This window comes from Bacillus sp. 3a (genome assembly GCF_017161885.1).
GTDB classification, from domain to species: Bacteria; Bacillota; Bacilli; order Bacillales; family Bacillaceae; genus Bacillus; species Bacillus safensis.
Map to the genome: position 1 here is coordinate 3,032,208 of NZ_CP067376.1, position 16,331 is coordinate 3,048,538.

Annotated in this window: 15 protein-coding genes and 1 other annotated feature; of the genes, 1 reads left to right on the forward strand and 14 read right to left on the reverse strand. The window is 41.1% G+C overall.

The window, feature by feature from the left end; translation table 11 throughout:
- Positions 1-96: 96 nt before the first annotated feature.
- From JJ692_RS15500 to JJ692_RS15530, 7 genes are all read right to left on the reverse strand, one after another.
- Complete coding sequence (locus JJ692_RS15500; protein WP_024425040.1) at positions 97-675, reverse strand: GNAT family N-acetyltransferase; 579 nt, start codon at positions 673-675, stop codon at positions 97-99.
- A gap of 137 nt (positions 676-812) precedes the next feature.
- Positions 813-1,100 carry a hypothetical protein gene (locus tag JJ692_RS15505; RefSeq protein WP_206533929.1) on the reverse strand — a complete coding sequence of 96 codons (288 nt, stop codon included), beginning with the start codon at positions 1,098-1,100 and terminating at the stop codon, positions 813-815.
- A gap of 104 nt (positions 1,101-1,204) precedes the next feature.
- Complete coding sequence (locus tag JJ692_RS15510; RefSeq protein WP_024425041.1) at positions 1,205-2,125, reverse strand: ABC transporter ATP-binding protein; 921 nt, start codon at positions 2,123-2,125, stop codon at positions 1,205-1,207.
- 1 nt (position 2,126) lies between these two features.
- Positions 2,127-3,206: an ABC transporter ATP-binding protein gene (locus JJ692_RS15515; protein WP_024425042.1), complete on the reverse strand. Its 1,080-nt coding sequence runs from the start codon at positions 3,204-3,206 to the stop codon at positions 2,127-2,129.
- A 12-nt stretch (positions 3,207-3,218) separates the two neighbouring features.
- Complete coding sequence (locus JJ692_RS15520) at positions 3,219-4,136, reverse strand: ABC transporter permease (RefSeq protein WP_024425043.1); 918 nt, start codon at positions 4,134-4,136, stop codon at positions 3,219-3,221.
- A 3-nt stretch (positions 4,137-4,139) separates the two neighbouring features.
- Positions 4,140-5,084 (reverse strand): ABC transporter permease, encoded by a 945-nt coding sequence (locus tag JJ692_RS15525; protein WP_024426481.1) that lies wholly within the window; start codon positions 5,082-5,084, stop codon positions 4,140-4,142.
- A 116-nt stretch (positions 5,085-5,200) separates the two neighbouring features.
- Positions 5,201-6,838 (reverse strand): peptide ABC transporter substrate-binding protein, encoded by a 1,638-nt coding sequence (locus JJ692_RS15530; protein WP_024425045.1) that lies wholly within the window; start codon positions 6,836-6,838, stop codon positions 5,201-5,203.
- A 482-nt stretch (positions 6,839-7,320) separates the two neighbouring features.
- Positions 7,321-7,541 (forward strand) — a binding site (T-box leader).
- Positions 7,542-7,594: 53 nt separating this feature from the next.
- Here JJ692_RS15530 and trpS point away from each other — a divergent pair.
- Entirely contained in the window at positions 7,595-8,590 is a 996-nt protein-coding gene (trpS, locus tag JJ692_RS15535; RefSeq protein ID WP_024425046.1) for a tryptophan--tRNA ligase, read from the forward strand.
- Between the two features lie 35 nt (positions 8,591-8,625).
- Here the strand turns inward: trpS and JJ692_RS15540 are convergent, their stop codons facing one another.
- The 7 genes from JJ692_RS15540 to JJ692_RS15570 form a co-directional block, all read right to left on the reverse strand.
- Positions 8,626-9,378 carry a YjbA family protein gene (locus tag JJ692_RS15540; RefSeq protein WP_024426484.1) on the reverse strand — a complete coding sequence of 251 codons (753 nt, stop codon included), beginning with the start codon at positions 9,376-9,378 and terminating at the stop codon, positions 8,626-8,628.
- A 145-nt stretch (positions 9,379-9,523) separates the two neighbouring features.
- Entirely contained in the window at positions 9,524-10,423 is a 900-nt protein-coding gene (gene opp4C / locus JJ692_RS15545; protein ID WP_080769820.1) for an oligopeptide ABC transporter permease, read from the reverse strand.
- 33 nt (positions 10,424-10,456) lie between these two features.
- On the reverse strand, positions 10,457-11,407 hold the full coding sequence (locus tag JJ692_RS15550; RefSeq protein WP_034621771.1) for an ABC transporter permease: 951 nt from the start codon (positions 11,405-11,407) through the stop codon (positions 10,457-10,459).
- Positions 11,408-11,635: 228 nt separating this feature from the next.
- On the reverse strand, positions 11,636-13,270 hold the full coding sequence (locus JJ692_RS15555) for a peptide-binding protein (protein WP_024425049.1): 1,635 nt from the start codon (positions 13,268-13,270) through the stop codon (positions 11,636-11,638).
- An 85-nt stretch (positions 13,271-13,355) separates the two neighbouring features.
- Positions 13,356-14,378: an ABC transporter ATP-binding protein gene (locus tag JJ692_RS15560; protein ID WP_024426487.1), complete on the reverse strand. Its 1,023-nt coding sequence runs from the start codon at positions 14,376-14,378 to the stop codon at positions 13,356-13,358.
- Positions 14,375-15,355 (reverse strand): ABC transporter ATP-binding protein, encoded by a 981-nt coding sequence (locus tag JJ692_RS15565; RefSeq protein ID WP_073204700.1) that lies wholly within the window; start codon positions 15,353-15,355, stop codon positions 14,375-14,377. Before JJ692_RS15565 ends, JJ692_RS15560 begins: the two co-directional genes overlap by 4 nt.
- 149 nt (positions 15,356-15,504) lie before the next feature.
- Positions 15,505-16,308, reverse strand: coding sequence for a DUF2268 domain-containing putative Zn-dependent protease (locus tag JJ692_RS15570; protein ID WP_024425050.1), 804 nt, complete (start codon positions 16,306-16,308; stop codon positions 15,505-15,507).
- Positions 16,309-16,331 lie beyond the last annotated feature (23 nt).

Genomic DNA, 16,331 nt, shown 5'->3' on the forward strand with positions numbered 1-16,331 from the left:
AAAGTAAGTGTGAACAGATTTTCTTGCAATTTTTGTGACAAAAACTAGACAATTTCATTCATCTTGTCGTGCTGCTGGATATCAGAACATTCTCATTTAGTCGAGATGATCGAAAATATTTTTTTGCTTTCTATTTTCAATGATTTTCAATACATCATCAACATCCTCGTACGATTGTCCATACCATTCTTCATCTTTATACGTATGGATTCGTTCATAGGTCTTCCTCATGGCTTCCATGATCTCTTCCTCATGATTTGTAAGAGGCGACCAATAAAGAATTTCCATGCGGTTCACTTCATTTGTTGCAAGTGACCTGCGTTTATAACCGATTGATTCTGCATGCTTGAAGTGCTCTCTTTGGTAAAACTTTAGGCGTTTTGCAGTATCTGCATCATCTTCATCTACAGGCTCGACCTCAAGCAAGATCGGTTTCTTTTTTTCCTTCAGCTTATGAATAAGCTTTGATCCGAGGCCTTCACCTCTTGCATCTTTGGAAACAAATAAATAATCAATAAAGATGAAAGAATCAAATTCGGCGTACATCATCACATGATGAGGTCCTTCCTCCTTATGATAAATATCACTTCTTTCCTTTAATAAAGCTTCCATATGCTCTTTTGATTTCATTTCTTCTATCGGGAAGTATTCACTGAGCTTTTCATACCAATTCATGGATCTGCTCCTTATGCTATAGTTAAGAACCACTTCCTTAGATATTCCCGATTTCCTGCTATTTAAACGCCTGTACTAGTAAGACGCAGCAAAGTCTTCAGTAGTTTCACTTTTTTTCAATTAACGCAAAAAAAGTTTTATAACGAACGATTTATGACGAGTTGAATGCAGACAAACAGGATAATTGTCATCGCAATTTGAAGCATGATGAAATAAAGATATTTTACGCGCCGTGCTTCTTGCTTCTGACCGCTTGTCTTTCGGTTAAGCATATATTCCACTGAAAAAGACACAATCCCAATGAGCACCATAAATGCGAGCATCCACTTTCCTCCATTTGGCTTCCTGAAAAAAGACGTTGAAAAAAGCATGAATACAATGAGAACATGAAGCAATGAATAACGAAAGGTTTTCCAATTTAACATTTGATTTCCTCCGGTATCTGCTTGTGCTTAACTAAAAATTACCATCATCTTGTTTTTTTGTAAAATAAAAAAAGAAGCACTGACTTAGCAGTGCTTCTTCCTTCTTATGATTGTTTCGCCTGTAGCTCTTTGAATTCTTCCTCTGTGCAGCTCACAAAGTGACCTGGCTTCACTTCACGGAACTCGGTGTTTGTTCCTTTGTGAACAGATGGATCATACTTGATTCGTTTGCGGTTACGCTCATAATCAGGATCTGGAAGCGGAATCGCAGACAGCAATGATTTTGTATATGGATGAAGCGGGTTTTCGTATAATTCATTCGCTGGTGCCAGCTCAACCAATTTTCCGAAATACATCACGCCGATACGATCGCTGATGTATTTTACCATGGACAAGTCATGGGCAATGAATAAGTACGTTAAACCTTTTTCCTCTTGAAGCTCTTTCAATAAATTGACGACCTGCGCTTGGATCGACACGTCTAATGCAGAGATTGGTTCATCGGCGATGATGAAATCCGGCTCTACTGCTAATGCACGTGCAATTCCGATACGCTGCCTTTGACCGCCTGAGAATTCATGCGGGTATCTGTTCGCATGCTCTTTGTTCAAGCCAACAGTTTCAAGTAATTGGTACACACGCTCTTTACGCGCCTGTTTTGTTTTTGCAAGGCCATGAATGTCGATGCCCTCTGCAATAATGTCAAGCACTGTCATTCTAGGGTTGAGTGAAGCATATGGATCTTGGAAGATCATCTGCATTTGACGGTTGAACTCAAGCATTTTTTGTCTTGATTTCTTCCCGTGTACATTTTCTCCCTTATAAAGAACTTCACCATCTGTCGCATCATAAAGTCTAATGATCGAACGGCCCGTAGTGGATTTACCACAACCAGACTCACCTACAAGACCAAGCGTTTCACCTTTGTAAATATCAAATGAAACCCCATCAACTGCTTTCACAGTTCCTCTTGCTGTATGGAAATGCTGTTTCAAATTTTTGATTTCTAACAGTTTTTCTGCCATGCTATTCACCCTCTTTTACTAATACAGGTTTTTCGTAGCTACCTTCTAGTTCACGCATTCTCGCCTTTACAGAAGCAGGCGGTTCAACTTTAGGTGCATTCGGATGAAGTAGCCATGATTTCACATAATGCGTATCTGATACTTTGAACATTGGCGGTTCTTGTTCAAAGTCAATTTTCATTGCATAATCGCTGCGGAGTGCAAATGCATCTCCTTTCGGCGGGTTTGTCAGATCTGGCGGTGTTCCTGGAATGGCAGTCAGCTTTCCTTCATCTCCGCCATCTGTGTCAAGACTCGGCATGGATGCTAAAAGTCCCCATGTATACGGATGCTTAGGATTGTAGAAAATTTCATCGACAGTCCCTGTCTCCACAATCTGTCCTGCATACATAACAGCTACACGATCAGCGACGTTGGCAACAACACCTAGATCATGCGTAATAAAGATAATCGAAGTGTCAACCTTTTGCTGAATTTCTTTCATTAATTCTAAAATTTGTGCTTGAATTGTTACATCAAGTGCAGTCGTCGGCTCATCGGCAATCAGCAGCTTTGGATCTGCTGCAAGCGCCATGGCGATGACAACCCTTTGTCTCATCCCGCCACTAAATTCGTGCGGATATTGTTTAATTCTTTTTTCAGGCATTGGAATTCCAACGAGCTCCAATAGTTCAATGGCTCTTTTTTCAGCCGCTTCTTTTGAAATTTGTTCATGCTTGAACAGCACTTCTGTAATTTGTTTCCCGACTTTCATCGTTGGGTTCAAAGATGTCATCGGATCTTGGAAGATCATTGAGATATCTTTTCCTCGAATGGTTTGCATTTGTTTCTCAGTTTTCTTGACAATATCTTGGCCATCAAACAGGATCTGTCCGCGCTTGAAATAACCCGGCGGCATCGGAATTAATCTCATGATCGCTTGTGATGTCACACTTTTACCAGAGCCAGATTCACCTACAATAGCAAGTGTCTCGCCTTTATTTAAGTGGAAGTTCACACCACGAATGGCTTGAACCTCTCCACCATATGTTTTAAATGAGATTGCAAGGTCTTTCACCTCTAGAATACGTTCACGTTCCATCCTAATCACTCCTTATTTACGCAACTTCGGATCTAAAGCGTCTCTTAGTCCGTCTCCAACCACGTTAAAACCAAACATTGTAATACAGATAAATGCGGCTGGGAACCATAATCTCCAAGGGTAGTACGTCATGGCTGGAATTCCGTCAGACGCCATTGTTCCCCAGCTCGCTAACGGAGCCGGTACACCAAGCCCTAGGTAGCTTAGGAATGCCTCTGTGAAGATAGCAGAAGGAATCGTTAATGTCATCGTCACAAGAATTGGTCCCATTGAGTTTGGAATTAAGTGTTTAAATAAAAGTCTAGATGTTTTCGCACCTAATGTTTGTGCTGCAAGAACGTATTCTTGACTCTTTAATTGTAAAACCTGTCCCCGAACAATACGTGCCATGTTAATCCAGCCTACGACTGTCATGGCAAGGATAATCGTTAATAAACCTTTTGGCAGAACAACCATCATTAAGATAACCATTAATAGTGTTGGAATTGCCCATAAAACGTCTGCGATACGCATCATCACTTCATCTGTACGGCCGCCTTTGAACGCAGCAATACTTCCCCAGATAATACCGATGATCACGTCAAGGACCGCTGCAGCAAGACCGATGAAGATCGAAATTCTTGCCCCGACCCATGTACGGACAAACATGTCACGTCCTAAATCATCTGTACCAAACCAGTGCTCTTTTGAAGGCGGCTGGTCAGCATTCAGCAAATCGGTCGTGGAGTAATCATATTTAGAAAACATCGGAACAAAGATGGCCAGCATCACAATAATAAAAATGATTGTAAGTCCAACCATTGCAAGTTTATTGGCACGGAAGCGAAGCATGGCATCCTTCCATAAAGATAGACTAGGTTTAGAAATTTTTTCAGATTCTGCTGCGTCAGCTGTCGCAGGCACAAATAAATCTTTTCTCATCTCTTCCATGTGTTAGACCCCTTTCTTCGCCTTCGTCAGTTTAATTCTAGGATCGATAATACCGTAGAGGACGTCAACGACTAGAATACTGATTAATAGAATAATACTGTAGAAGACTGTAACACCCATGATGACGGTGTAATCACGGTTTGTAATGCTTGTGACAAAGTGAGAGCCTAATCCAGGGATACCAAAAATCTTCTCAACGACAAAACTACCTGTTAAAACTGAAGCAGCCATTGGTCCCATGTATGTGATAACAGGTAACAATGCGTTTCGGATGGCGTGTTTGATCGTCACAGCAGATTTTGTTAATCCTTTCGCTCTAGCCGTTCTAATGTAGTCACTATTTAGTACTTCAAGCATACTTGACCGTGCAAGTCTAGCGATAAATGCCATTGGCATGAAGGAAAGTGCAATAGAAGGTAGTACGGTGCTTGCCCAAGACTCCCATCCTGCAACTGGGAAGATCGCTATAATACTTGCCTCAGATGCAAATACATATTGTAGTAGCGCCGCTAAAATGAAACTTGGAACTGAAATTCCAAAGATCGTTAAAATGGCAATCGTATAGTCTTGCCACTTGTTATGATAGAGCGCTGCAAGGACCCCAAACAATACACCAAATGCTAATGCGAGGAGAATTGCCTCAATTCCGAGGGTAAAGGAAACGGGGAATCCAGAACTGATTAAGTCATTTACAGTTTGTCCTTTATATTTAAATGAGGGACCAAAATCTAATGTTGCAACTGAACCTAGGTAGCTTACATATTGAACAAATAAGGGCTTGTCCAATCCGTAGTGCTCGTTTAGGTTTGCTTCAATTTCAGCAGGAAGTTTCTTCTCACCAGAGAATGGACCACCAGGTGCTGCCTGCATGAGAAAGAAAGTTGCAGTTACAATAACAAACAGTGTGATTAAAATATATATTAATCGCTTACCGATATATTTAAGCAACGGAATTGCACCTCCATGATTTTACAACAATTTCTCTAATCAGCAAGAAAGGTATATGGAGAGACATCCTCCATATACCTTAAGATCCTTGCCGTAGATCTCTTACACTATGACTCTTACTTTTCGAAATGTGCCCATTTGTATTGAACATCACCTAGTCCAGATACAACTACACCTTTAAGTTTTGGATCTTGTACCCAAAGCTGAGTGTAGAAGTAAATTGGTGCTACAGGCATATCGTTGATGATGATTTCTTCTGCTTTTTTCAGCATTTCTTCACGCTTCGTTTTATCTGTTTCTTTTGCAGAATCATTCAACAATTGTTTGTACTCTTTGCTTTCCCATCCAGTGTCGTTGTTTCCACCGTCTTTATCTTTGTAAAGCTCAAGGAAGTTCACTGGATCGTTGAAGTCACCTAACCAGCCCATACGTCCGATTTGGTAGTCTCCGCTGTGGATTTTGTCGATGTATACGTTCCACTCAGAGTTATCAAGTTCAACTTTCACACCTAAATCTTTTTTCCACATTTCTTGAATTGCTTGTGCAATCTTTTGGTGGCCTTCATCTGTGTTGTAAGAAAGTTTCAATGTTGGAAGATCAGAAACAGACTTATAACCTAATTCTTTCGCACCTTTTTCAAGAAGCTTTTTAGCTGTATCTACATCATGATCTTTGAAGTAGCCAGTTTTGTTATCTGTGAAACCTTCCATTGTTGGTGGAACGATTGCCATTGCTGGAACTTGTTCACCTTGCGTAATTTTGTCAACGATCGCTTGACGGTTGATTGAGTATGCAAGGGCCTTACGGATGTTTGCATTGTTCAAAGGTTTTACTTCTGTGTTGAATTTGTAGTTATAGATACCAGCGATCGTCTGGATTTTCAGACCGCCCTCTTTTTTCAATGTTTTTAAAGACTCAGTTGGAAGGCTTCCAGTCGGAGAACCAGCCCAGTCAAGCTCGCCTTTTTTGAACATGCTAAGTTCAGTGTTTGTATCTTTGATCATAGACATGTTGATTTTTTTCAATTTCACAGTATCTTTATCCCAGTATTCATTGTTCTTTTCAAGCGTGATAGAACCGCCATGTTTCCATTTAGAAAGAACGAATGGTCCGTTAGATACGTAGTTTTCACCAGCATTTGTGTACCAGTTTTTATTCTTTTCAGCCACTTTTTTGTTGACTGGCATATAAGTATAGAATGCAGTTAGTTCAGTAAAGAACGGTGTTGGGTTCTCTAGCTCAACTACAAGCGTTTTGTCGTCTTTAGCTTTAATGCCAACATCAGCAACTTTCGCTTTCCCTTTGTTTGCTGCTTCAGCACCTTTAATATAGTAAAGCTGGTAAGCATATTGAGATTCATTTTTAGGATCTAATGCCCATTTCCAAGCATATTCAAAATCTTCTGCTTTTACAGGGTCACCATTAGACCATTTTGCATCACGAAGTGTGAATGTATAAGTTTTACCATCAGCACTTGTTTTGATATCAGAAGCCATTGCATTTTCTGGCTTTCCTTCAGCGTTAATTCTTGTTAATCCCTCAAAAGTCTGACGGATGACACTACCTGAAGTTGAATCATTTGCCAATCCCGGATGTAGAGAAAAAGGCTCAGTGGAGATATTCACATTTAATGTTGTTTTAGCCTCTCCAGAACTGCTCGTGCTGTCGCCTGATTTGTTTCCGCTGAAACCACAAGCGCTTAATACAAGTGTGAAAATAAGCATTAAAGTAACAACAGACCAACGCTTTTTCAACTGTATTCCCCCTTATAATATGTTTTTAGTTCAAAGGTCTCGATAGAAGATGAGATTCAGATTTAAGAAATAGCGTAAAAAAGTCCCTAAATAGCTTACTTTCTATTTCTTTTGTTTTTTCTGAATTTTCACTATGTAAAGAGCCTAGCACAAACGTGTGAACAAATTCATTATAATGAATAGAATAAATTATTGCAATATCAATTTCATATATTTTTTAAAAACGTAAATGGGGATAAAGAGGGATTTTTATAAACTAAAGTCTCAATCACTTCAACAAATTAAAGCGTAAATTGATTAAAATAATTTAACAAATTCAGCAGGAATAATGTTTTATACATATAATTAATCATCCTTTTTTAAAAAATTCTGACAGACATTTAGTATTTTATCTAAAATTTTAAGTGTCAATAGGCATGATGAGAAGGTCACATAATGGCTTCGTGACTTTTTCATGGTCATCCTTTATAATAGATAGACATATTGTTGCGATGAAAAAGAAGAGTACATATATTCACCATTTACAGAGAGTCTGCGGCCGGTGTGAGCAGATAATGGCATGTATGGAATGGGCTTTGGAGCAGCTAACCGAACACTTCTAAAAAAGTGAGTAGGCTTAGACGGAGCAGTCTCCGTTATCAACGTCTTGAGTGATTTCTATGTGAAATAACAAGGGTGGTACCACGGTTCATTCGTCCCTTTTCTGTTGAAAAGTGATGGGTGGGCCTTTTTATATTGAAGAAAAGAGGTTTTAGTATGACAAAGAAGACAATTTTTTCAGGCATTCAGCCGAGCGGTTCTGTCACATTAGGGAACTATATTGGAGCAATGAAGCAATTTGTCGATTTGCAGCATGACTATAATGGCTATTTTTGTGTCGTCGATCAACATGCGATTACAGTGAGTCAGGACCGATTAGCTCTCCGCCAAAATATTAGAAGCTTAGCAGCTCTTTATTTAGCTGTTGGTCTTGATCCAGAGAAAGCGACATTGTTTATCCAATCAGAGGTACCTGCTCACGCCCAGGCAGGATGGATGCTTCAATGTGTTGCTTATATTGGGGAATTAGAAAGAATGACCCAATTTAAGGACAAATCCGCTGGTAAAGAAGCAGTTGTTTCAGGCCTATTAACGTATCCCCCATTAATGGCTGGCGATATCTTATTATATGGTACTGATTTAGTCCCTGTTGGAGAAGACCAAAAGCAGCACCTTGAATTGACTAGAACGCTCGCTGAACGCTTTAACCGAAAGTACAATGACATTTTCACTGTGCCTGAAGTGAAAATTCCAAAAGAAGGCGCGCGGATTATGTCTTTAACAGATCCAACGAAAAAAATGAGCAAATCCGATCCAAACCAAAAATCTTTCATTACCTTATTAGATGAACCAAAGCAGCTTGAAAAGAAAATTAAAAGTGCTGTGACGGATTCAGAAGGCATCGTCAAGTATGACAAAGAGAACAAGCCTGGTATTGCCAACTTGCTGACGATTTATTCTGTATTAGGCAACATATCCATTGCAGAGCTGGAGCAAAAGTACGAAGGCAAAGGATATGGTGAGTTTAAAGGAGATCTTGCGAACGTTGTCGTTGATGCTTTAAAACCAATTCAAGATCGATACTATGAACTCATTGAATCAGACGAGCTTGATCGCATTCTAGACGAAGGTGCTGAAAAAGCAAACCGCGCAGCGAACAAAATGCTGAAAAAAATGGAGAATGCGATGGGTCTTGGCAGAAAACGCAAATAAAAAAAGCTTGCAGCACGACTCGCTGCAAGCTTTTTCTAATTTACTTTTGATTCGTTTTCCATTTCCCAAAGCTTTTCGAAAAAAGGCTGTCCTTTAATCATTTTTTCACAGAAGGCTAAATGATTCTCTGACCACCCATCAATCGTTTCATTGTAAAGCATGTTCCAAATCTCTTCGAAAGACATTCGTTTGATTTGGTTGTACATGCGCGGGTTCCATTCCGTATACCAATACGCAATCTCCGCCCTGTTTTTGAGCCCTTTTAATTGATCGAGCGCCATAAACATCAGCTGTTTCAGCTGTCTTTCTTTTCTCGTTAATCCGCTGATATGCTGCGGCGGCAGTGATAGAATGTGATACTCTTTCGTCGATTCAAGGCTGTCTTTAGAAAATTCATATTCCTCTGCCTTTACATCTTTCACCATTTCATAGACCAATTGCTCCTGCCTTGGGATCAAGCGGCTCTTTCTCACAGGTATGGAATACCCAATCGTATCTACAGCAATAATTCGAATGCCGTCTGTGACCACAAAGCAATACTCTAATTTACGGCGTTCATGATTTTTTCGAATATAGGATTTCTCAAATACAGACTCTAGCAGTGTCTTCGGCAGCTCTGAAAGATCATTCTCTATGTAATCAAACAAAGGGCTCTGCACCTTAAGTAAAGGCACTTGATCTAACAGTTCAACGCTGTCCTCCTTACGCCACTCATGAAAATGACACACATTGTAGCCATTTTCTTCCCCTTCAAACCAATTCACCCATACGTCATGAAGAAATAACATAACCAATCCCTCACTTTATAAAAACTGTTGTCCACAGTATGGGCAAGGGATAGAGAAATTATTCCAACTTTATCAAACTTCAAGCTGAGCGAATGATGGCTTCATGTCTTTCTTTCGTTCAGGAACCGCAGAGCCCCTTTAAACTTTACTTCAGCTTTTTAGGATCAAGCGCATCTCTCAGCCCATCTCCTAAAAAATTAAAGCATAAAACAGTCAGCAAAATGAGTAAACCTGGGAAAAGCGGGTACCACCACGCTTGCACCATAATCGAGAAATTTTGTGCATCTTGCAGCATGTTGCCCCAGCTTGCTGTTGGCGGCTGAATACCAAACCCAAGGTAGCTGAGCGTTGATTCAGCTAAAATGACGGAGCCTACTTTTAATGTAGCTGATACAATAATAGGACCGATACAGTTCGGTAAAATATGCGAAAAGATGATGACATGATTTTTCGTTCCAATGGTTCTTGCCGCGAGGACGAATTCTCTTGTTCGAAGTGATAAGAATTCACTGCGGATGAGCCTGGCGGTTGTTGTCCAGCCTGTCAAAGCAAAGATTAAAATCAATTTATCAATGCCCGGTTTGAAAATGGTGACGAGCGTGATCAATAGAAAAATGTCTGGAATCGACAAGACGACATCCACAAACCTCATTAACAAGGAATCAACAAACCCTTTGAAATACCCCGCGACCGCGCCAACGACAGTGCCAATGGTGATTGCACCGACCACTGAGACGAAACCAACCAACAAAGAGACCCGCGCGCCATATAGCACCCTTGAGAAAATATCGCGGCCAAACTTGTCAGTGCCCATAAAATGCTCAGCACTCGGCGGCTGGAGCCGCTTCAATAAATCTTGATGCTCTGGTGCATATGGAGCGATCACTGGAGCGAAAATGGCAGAAAAAATAATGATCAATAAGATCACGGAGCCGGCAACCGCCAATTTATTTTTGAAAAATTTCTCGCAAAACAAACGCAGCATCGTCTCAGGCTTTGGCGGAAGGCCCTCCTTTAATTTGATATCAACAGGAGGTGTTCCCATATTAGGCTGTGCCAATTGTGCTTCAGCTCCCTTCTAATATTCAATACGCGGATCAACGATCGCATATAAAATATCCGCTATTAAATTTCCAACCACCACAAGCACTGCGGAAATAACGGTCATTGCCATAATGACCGGATAATCTCTCGAAAAGGCAGAATCAATGAACAGCTTTCCAAGTCCAGGCCAGGTGAAGATTTGTTCCACCACGACTGCGCCGCCAATAAAAGATGGTATCATTAATCCGAAAATCGTTATGACAGGCATAAGACCGTTTCTTAAACCATGCTTAAAAATGACTTTGTTTTCTCTAAAGCCTTTCGCTCTTGCTGTGCGAATGTAATCCTGCCTCATCACATCAAGCATACTCGACCTTGTGTACCGGGTCAGCCCTGCCATATCAGCCGTTGCTAAAACAAAGGCAGGTAAAATGATATGATGGAGCCGGTCAAACACATTAAAATCGGCATTCAAGGTAGAGACTCCGCCAGTTGGAAACCACCCTAAGTTCACGGATAAAACCATAATGAGGATGAGACCAAACCAAAAGTTTGGAATAGCCAGTCCGATAAAAGATGTAACCGTAATGCCATAGTCAAGCTTTGTATAAGGACGTTTTGCTGAAAGGACACCAAATGGAATGGCGATCAGCAGGGCAACTAATGTAGAAAAGATCATGAGGATGAGGGTATTTGGCAGCCGGGCAAAAATCAAATCAGCCACGGGTGTTCCCTTTTTGACAATGGATGTGCCAAAGTCACCTTGAAGCATATTGCCAAGCCATTTCATATATTGCACATATTCAGGATCGTTCAAGCCGTACTTGTCAATAAAGGCTTCCCGGTCTGCCGCACTAATGGTAGGGTCCATCATGAGTGACATCGGATCGCCTGGTGCTGCTTTCATAATGGCAAAGGACAAGATGGTAATCCCTAATAAAATGGGAATGGAGAGTAATGTCCTTCTAATGATATATGTAACCATATGCACAACTCCTTTTTCATCGGATCGCCAATCTGTAAAAAAAAGGCCAAAATGATGGTATTTTAGCCCTTTGTCTTCTTTTCAGCGTGATATGAAAACCCTTGAATTCTCGTGCTGATGCGGAGCGAACGAAGTGATCTTTTAGCACCCACGCAGAGAACTGACACCGAATGCAAGAGATTGTTCTCACGGTGAAAGGGGAGAATCCCCCCCTTCTTCACTATCAGCCTACTGTTCAAGCCACCATTTTTCGATTTTGTAATATTCATCTTTCGGGTGGTAAGAGTAGCCTTGGAGATTAGATGGCATAGCACGATGTGAGTTAGCATAGTAAAGGAACGTGTACGGCTGATCCTCTGCAATCAGTTTATAAATTTTTTCATATGCCTTTGAATAATCTTTTCGATCGCTTAAGTTTTTAGCATCAACTAACAGCTTATCGACCTCTTTATTTTTATACCAGATGTTATTTAAACCTTTTTCTGACTGGCTTGAGTGGAATATGCTGAATTGATCAGGGAATGTCGCAAGGCTCCAGCCGAGCAGCAGCGCATCATAATCCCACTTAGGCGGTGTCGTCTGCTCAATAAGTGCACTGAATTCCACAATTTGCGGCTTCGCTTCCACACCGATTTCTTTGAGCTGCTGCTGGACAACGACAGCGATATCTTCACGAACTTTATTTCCTTGGTTGGTCTTTATGACAAAGGAGAATTTCTTGCCATCTTTATCAAGATAGCCGTCTCCATCTGTATCCTCCCAGCCCTCTTCTTTCAGCATCTTTTTCGCTTTTTCTTGATCAAACTCAAACACTGGAACATTTTCATCCTTTGGATAGTTCCAGGACAGCGGACTTTCTGGAATATTGGCTACTTTGCCGTCTCCATCTAGCACTTGGTCAACAATCGTTTGACGATCAATGGCATGTGTCAGCGCTTGGCGGACCTTTTTACTTTTAAAGAGTTCATTTTTCTGGTTCCAGCCAATGTATGAATAATTGAGTCCTAGATCAGATTCAATTTTAATGTTGCTCACTTTTTCAGCTGTTTGCAGCTCGGATCCTGGTACAGCAAAGAAATCAATATCTCCTGCTGACAGCTGGGCAATCGCTGCATTCTGATCAGGAATGGTTTTAATTGTGACAGTATCAAGGTAAGGACGTCCATCCCAATAATCGTCAAAGGCTTCTAGTTTGACATAGTCTCCTTCTTTCCATTCTGCGAATTTAAATGGACCTGAACCGATCGGTTTTTTTCGGTTAAATTCGTTTTCACCGAGATCTTTTATAGGCACATCACCTAAAATATGCTTAGGTAAAATACCGTAGCTTCCTAGTGTGACATTATAAAAATAAGGATCTTTTTTATTGAGCTTGAATTCGATCGAGTAGTCCCCTGTCTTTTTAACAGACTCTAAAACTTCAAAACCTGATCCGCGCTCCCCGTTGTAGTCCTTATTGATTGGTATGCTGTATGTAAACACAACATCATCAGCAGTCAGTTCTTCACCATCATGAAACTTCACACCTTTTTTAATGGTAACATCAAACTGCTTGCCGTCATCCGATTCTTTAATATCCTCTGCCAGCGATAGCTGAGGGTTGAGCTTTCCGTCTGTTTGAAGTAAGAAGCTGTAGATTCTTTCCTCAATATCAGAGCTTGCCACATCTGTAGAATACAGCGAGTTAAATAATGTTGGCTCTGCAATTGAACCGATGACAAGATCGCCGCCTTGTACCGGTTTACCTGTGGATTTCTTTTCACTGTCTCCAGACGTTTTATTTCCACCAGAACAAGCAGCAAGGATTAATGTAAAAATCAGCAATAAACTGACCAGAATGGACTTTCTATTTCTACCTTTCATAGACAATTCCCCCTATTCTTTTTTTAAAATAATGACCGAATCCTGTTTCATCCCCCCTCTCAAAGATGAGATCATACAAGCTTGATCAAGCGTTGTAGAGGTGGCAGGCAACAAAGTGGTTCGTTTTTAACTCCTGAAATGCTGGTACTTTTTCTTTACAGATTTCTTTCGCATGCGGGCATCTTGTGTGAAATACGCAGCCTTTTGGCGGATTTGCAGGACTCGGCAAATCGCCTTGCAGCATAATGCGTTCTCTTTTCACCTGCCCTTTTTTACGGGTGACAGGAACGGAAGAAAGCAGAGCCTGTGTATACGGATGGAGCGGTTCATCGTACAGACTGTGCTTATCGGCAAGCTCCATCATTTTGCCGAGATACATGACGCCGACTCTATCGCTAATATGTCTGACCACACTTAAATCGTGAGAGATAAATAGATAGGTAAGGTCAAATTCCTCCTGAAGCTCCTCCATCAGATTAATAACCTGCGCCTGGATGGATACATCAAGTGCTGATACAGGCTCATCTGCGATGATCATGTCGGGATTCATGGCAAGCGCACGAGCGATGCCGATCCGCTGCCTCTGCCCGCCTGAAAATTCATGGGGATAGCGGTTCGCAAAGCTTGGATGAAGACCTACCTTTGATAAAAGCTGTTCTACTTTTTCATTTCTTTCTTTTAAGGAATATAAGTGATGTGTTTTGTAGGGTTCTTTGATGATGCTTCGAAGTGTTTTTCTAGGGTTGAGTGATGCAAAGGGATCTTGAAAAACCATTTGGATGTTTTTTCGTGTAGATTGTCTTAGCTTTGATTCTGATACGCGCGTGATGTCTTGCCCTTTAAAAAAGATTTGACCGTCAGTTGGTTCGTATAGGCGAATCATTGTCCGGCCTAGGGTGGATTTCCCGCATCCTGACTCCCCGACAATACCTAACGTTTCACCTTTATAAATCTTCAAGTCTATGCCGTCAACAGCTTTCACTGCACCGACTTTCTTCTGAAAGACGCCCGCTTTTATCGGAAAATGTTTTCGAATCTGTTTCAGTTCAAGGATCGTTTCTTTCTCTGGTAAGTCTGTTATTTGTGTTTGATTTTGAGCAAGTGTCATGTGTGGTCTGCCTCCTCATATAAGAAACATCTGACGCTTCTGCCATCTTCAAATGTTCTCAGCTTAGGCAGTTCTCCAAGGCAGCGTTCCTTCACTTGCGGACATCTAGGAGCAAAGCGGCATCCGGCTGGAAGCTGATCTGGCGCAGGAACATTTCCTTTGATGGCTGTTAACGGCTGTATGTCTCCGTCAATGACAGGAATCGATTCAAGCAGCCCTTCTGTGTAAGGATGAAGCGGCTGTTCAAACAACTCTTCGACAGTCCCATTTTCAACAACCTGTCCGCAGTACATGACAATCACTCGATCTGCCACTTCAGACACGACACCTAAATCATGTGTGATAAGAAGAATAGATGTACCAAAGGTAGAGCATAAATCTTTCATTAAAGTGAGTACCTGTGCTTGAATGGTCACATCCAGGGCAGTTGTCGGTTCATCTGCAATGAGAAGCTTCGGATCACAGCTTAGCGCTATGGCAATCATCACTCTTTGCCGCATGCCGCCTGATAAACGATGCGGATAATCTTTCATGATTTGCTCCGGGCGGGAAAAACCAACAAGCTTCAGCAGATCAACCGCTTTTTTGATCGCTTCTTTTTTTGAAAGTTTTTTGTGATAGATGAGGATTTCTGATATTTGTTCTCCGATGGTTAAGACGGGATTAAGTGAGGTCATGGGTTCCTGAAAGATCATAGATACATCATTACCACGGATGCTGCATAATTCCTTTTCACTATATGTAACAAGGTCCTTTCCATCAAGTTTGATGGAACCCTCCATAATTTTCCCGCCCGTGCCATGAATCAGACCCATAATGGATAAGGACGTAATGCTTTTGCCAGACCCAGACTCACCGACTAATGCGACAGTTTCTCCTCTGTTGATGCTGAAATCAACGCCATCCACAGCAGGTATCGGTTCCTTTTTTCGAAAAAAATATGTTTTTAAGTTTTGCACTTCAAGCAGCGTGCTCATTCATTCGCCCCTTTCTCCTTAGATCAATAGAATCGAACCTGAATATTCTGTATTTTAAAAATAAAAAGAATTATTTGTATATTATTACATCACTATGACAAAATCAAGAATTATTTAGTAAATTTGTAATATGTCTCTTTTTATGAGAATTATTCACTTTGTGATTCTATCGCCTTTAAAAAGGTTTCTGCTGGCTCTGCAATCATCGACTCCTCGCTGATTCGGTGCTCATTGAAATATTTTTTCACGATATAAAACCCGGTGGCGTAACCAAGCATTTTAGGGTAGTTCCCTTTTCCATAAAGAAGATTCTGTATCAGTCTTTCGTCGTCCTGGACTCTTTGATCAAGATGACTGGATACCCATTTCTTGTACATACGCTGAAGCTGTTCTTCGCTATAGAAGGTGGTCCATTTCGCTGTATAGTTTTCTCCATATCTATGATACACAGCATATTCAGCGAGCCCCTCCATCATGATTGTATCGAGGAATGTAAAGTCTTTTTCTTCTTTTGAGAGAAAATGCAGCCTGCATACATGGTGATATTCATGAGTCAGCAATGTACCGATACGCTCCTTCGGGGTATTTGGAGACAAAAAAAGAAAGACCTTGTCATCAAATGCCATGCCGGATTGATAATAAAATTGCTCTCTGATTTCTCTGCTGCTCTCATTGACAGGTAAAATAAACACAGGAATGTCTGGACCTTCCCACTGCTTTTGAAGCGTTTGATATTCTTTCATGACAAGCTTGAAGTACCCTTTTTCCTTGAGCTTGTCGATCATGTTTTTGCACGAGCTCCAAGACCGAACCATCCCGTGATGCTGCAGGTGAGCGAGGATAGACGACCATTCTTTTTCCTCGGCCCCTTTAAAATAAGGAACAAAGCGCGCTGCAAGCTCCTGAAATGATGATGATTGATGAATGAGATATTGTGTATTGATTAGACCCATACCGCTGAACACCTCCATTTTCA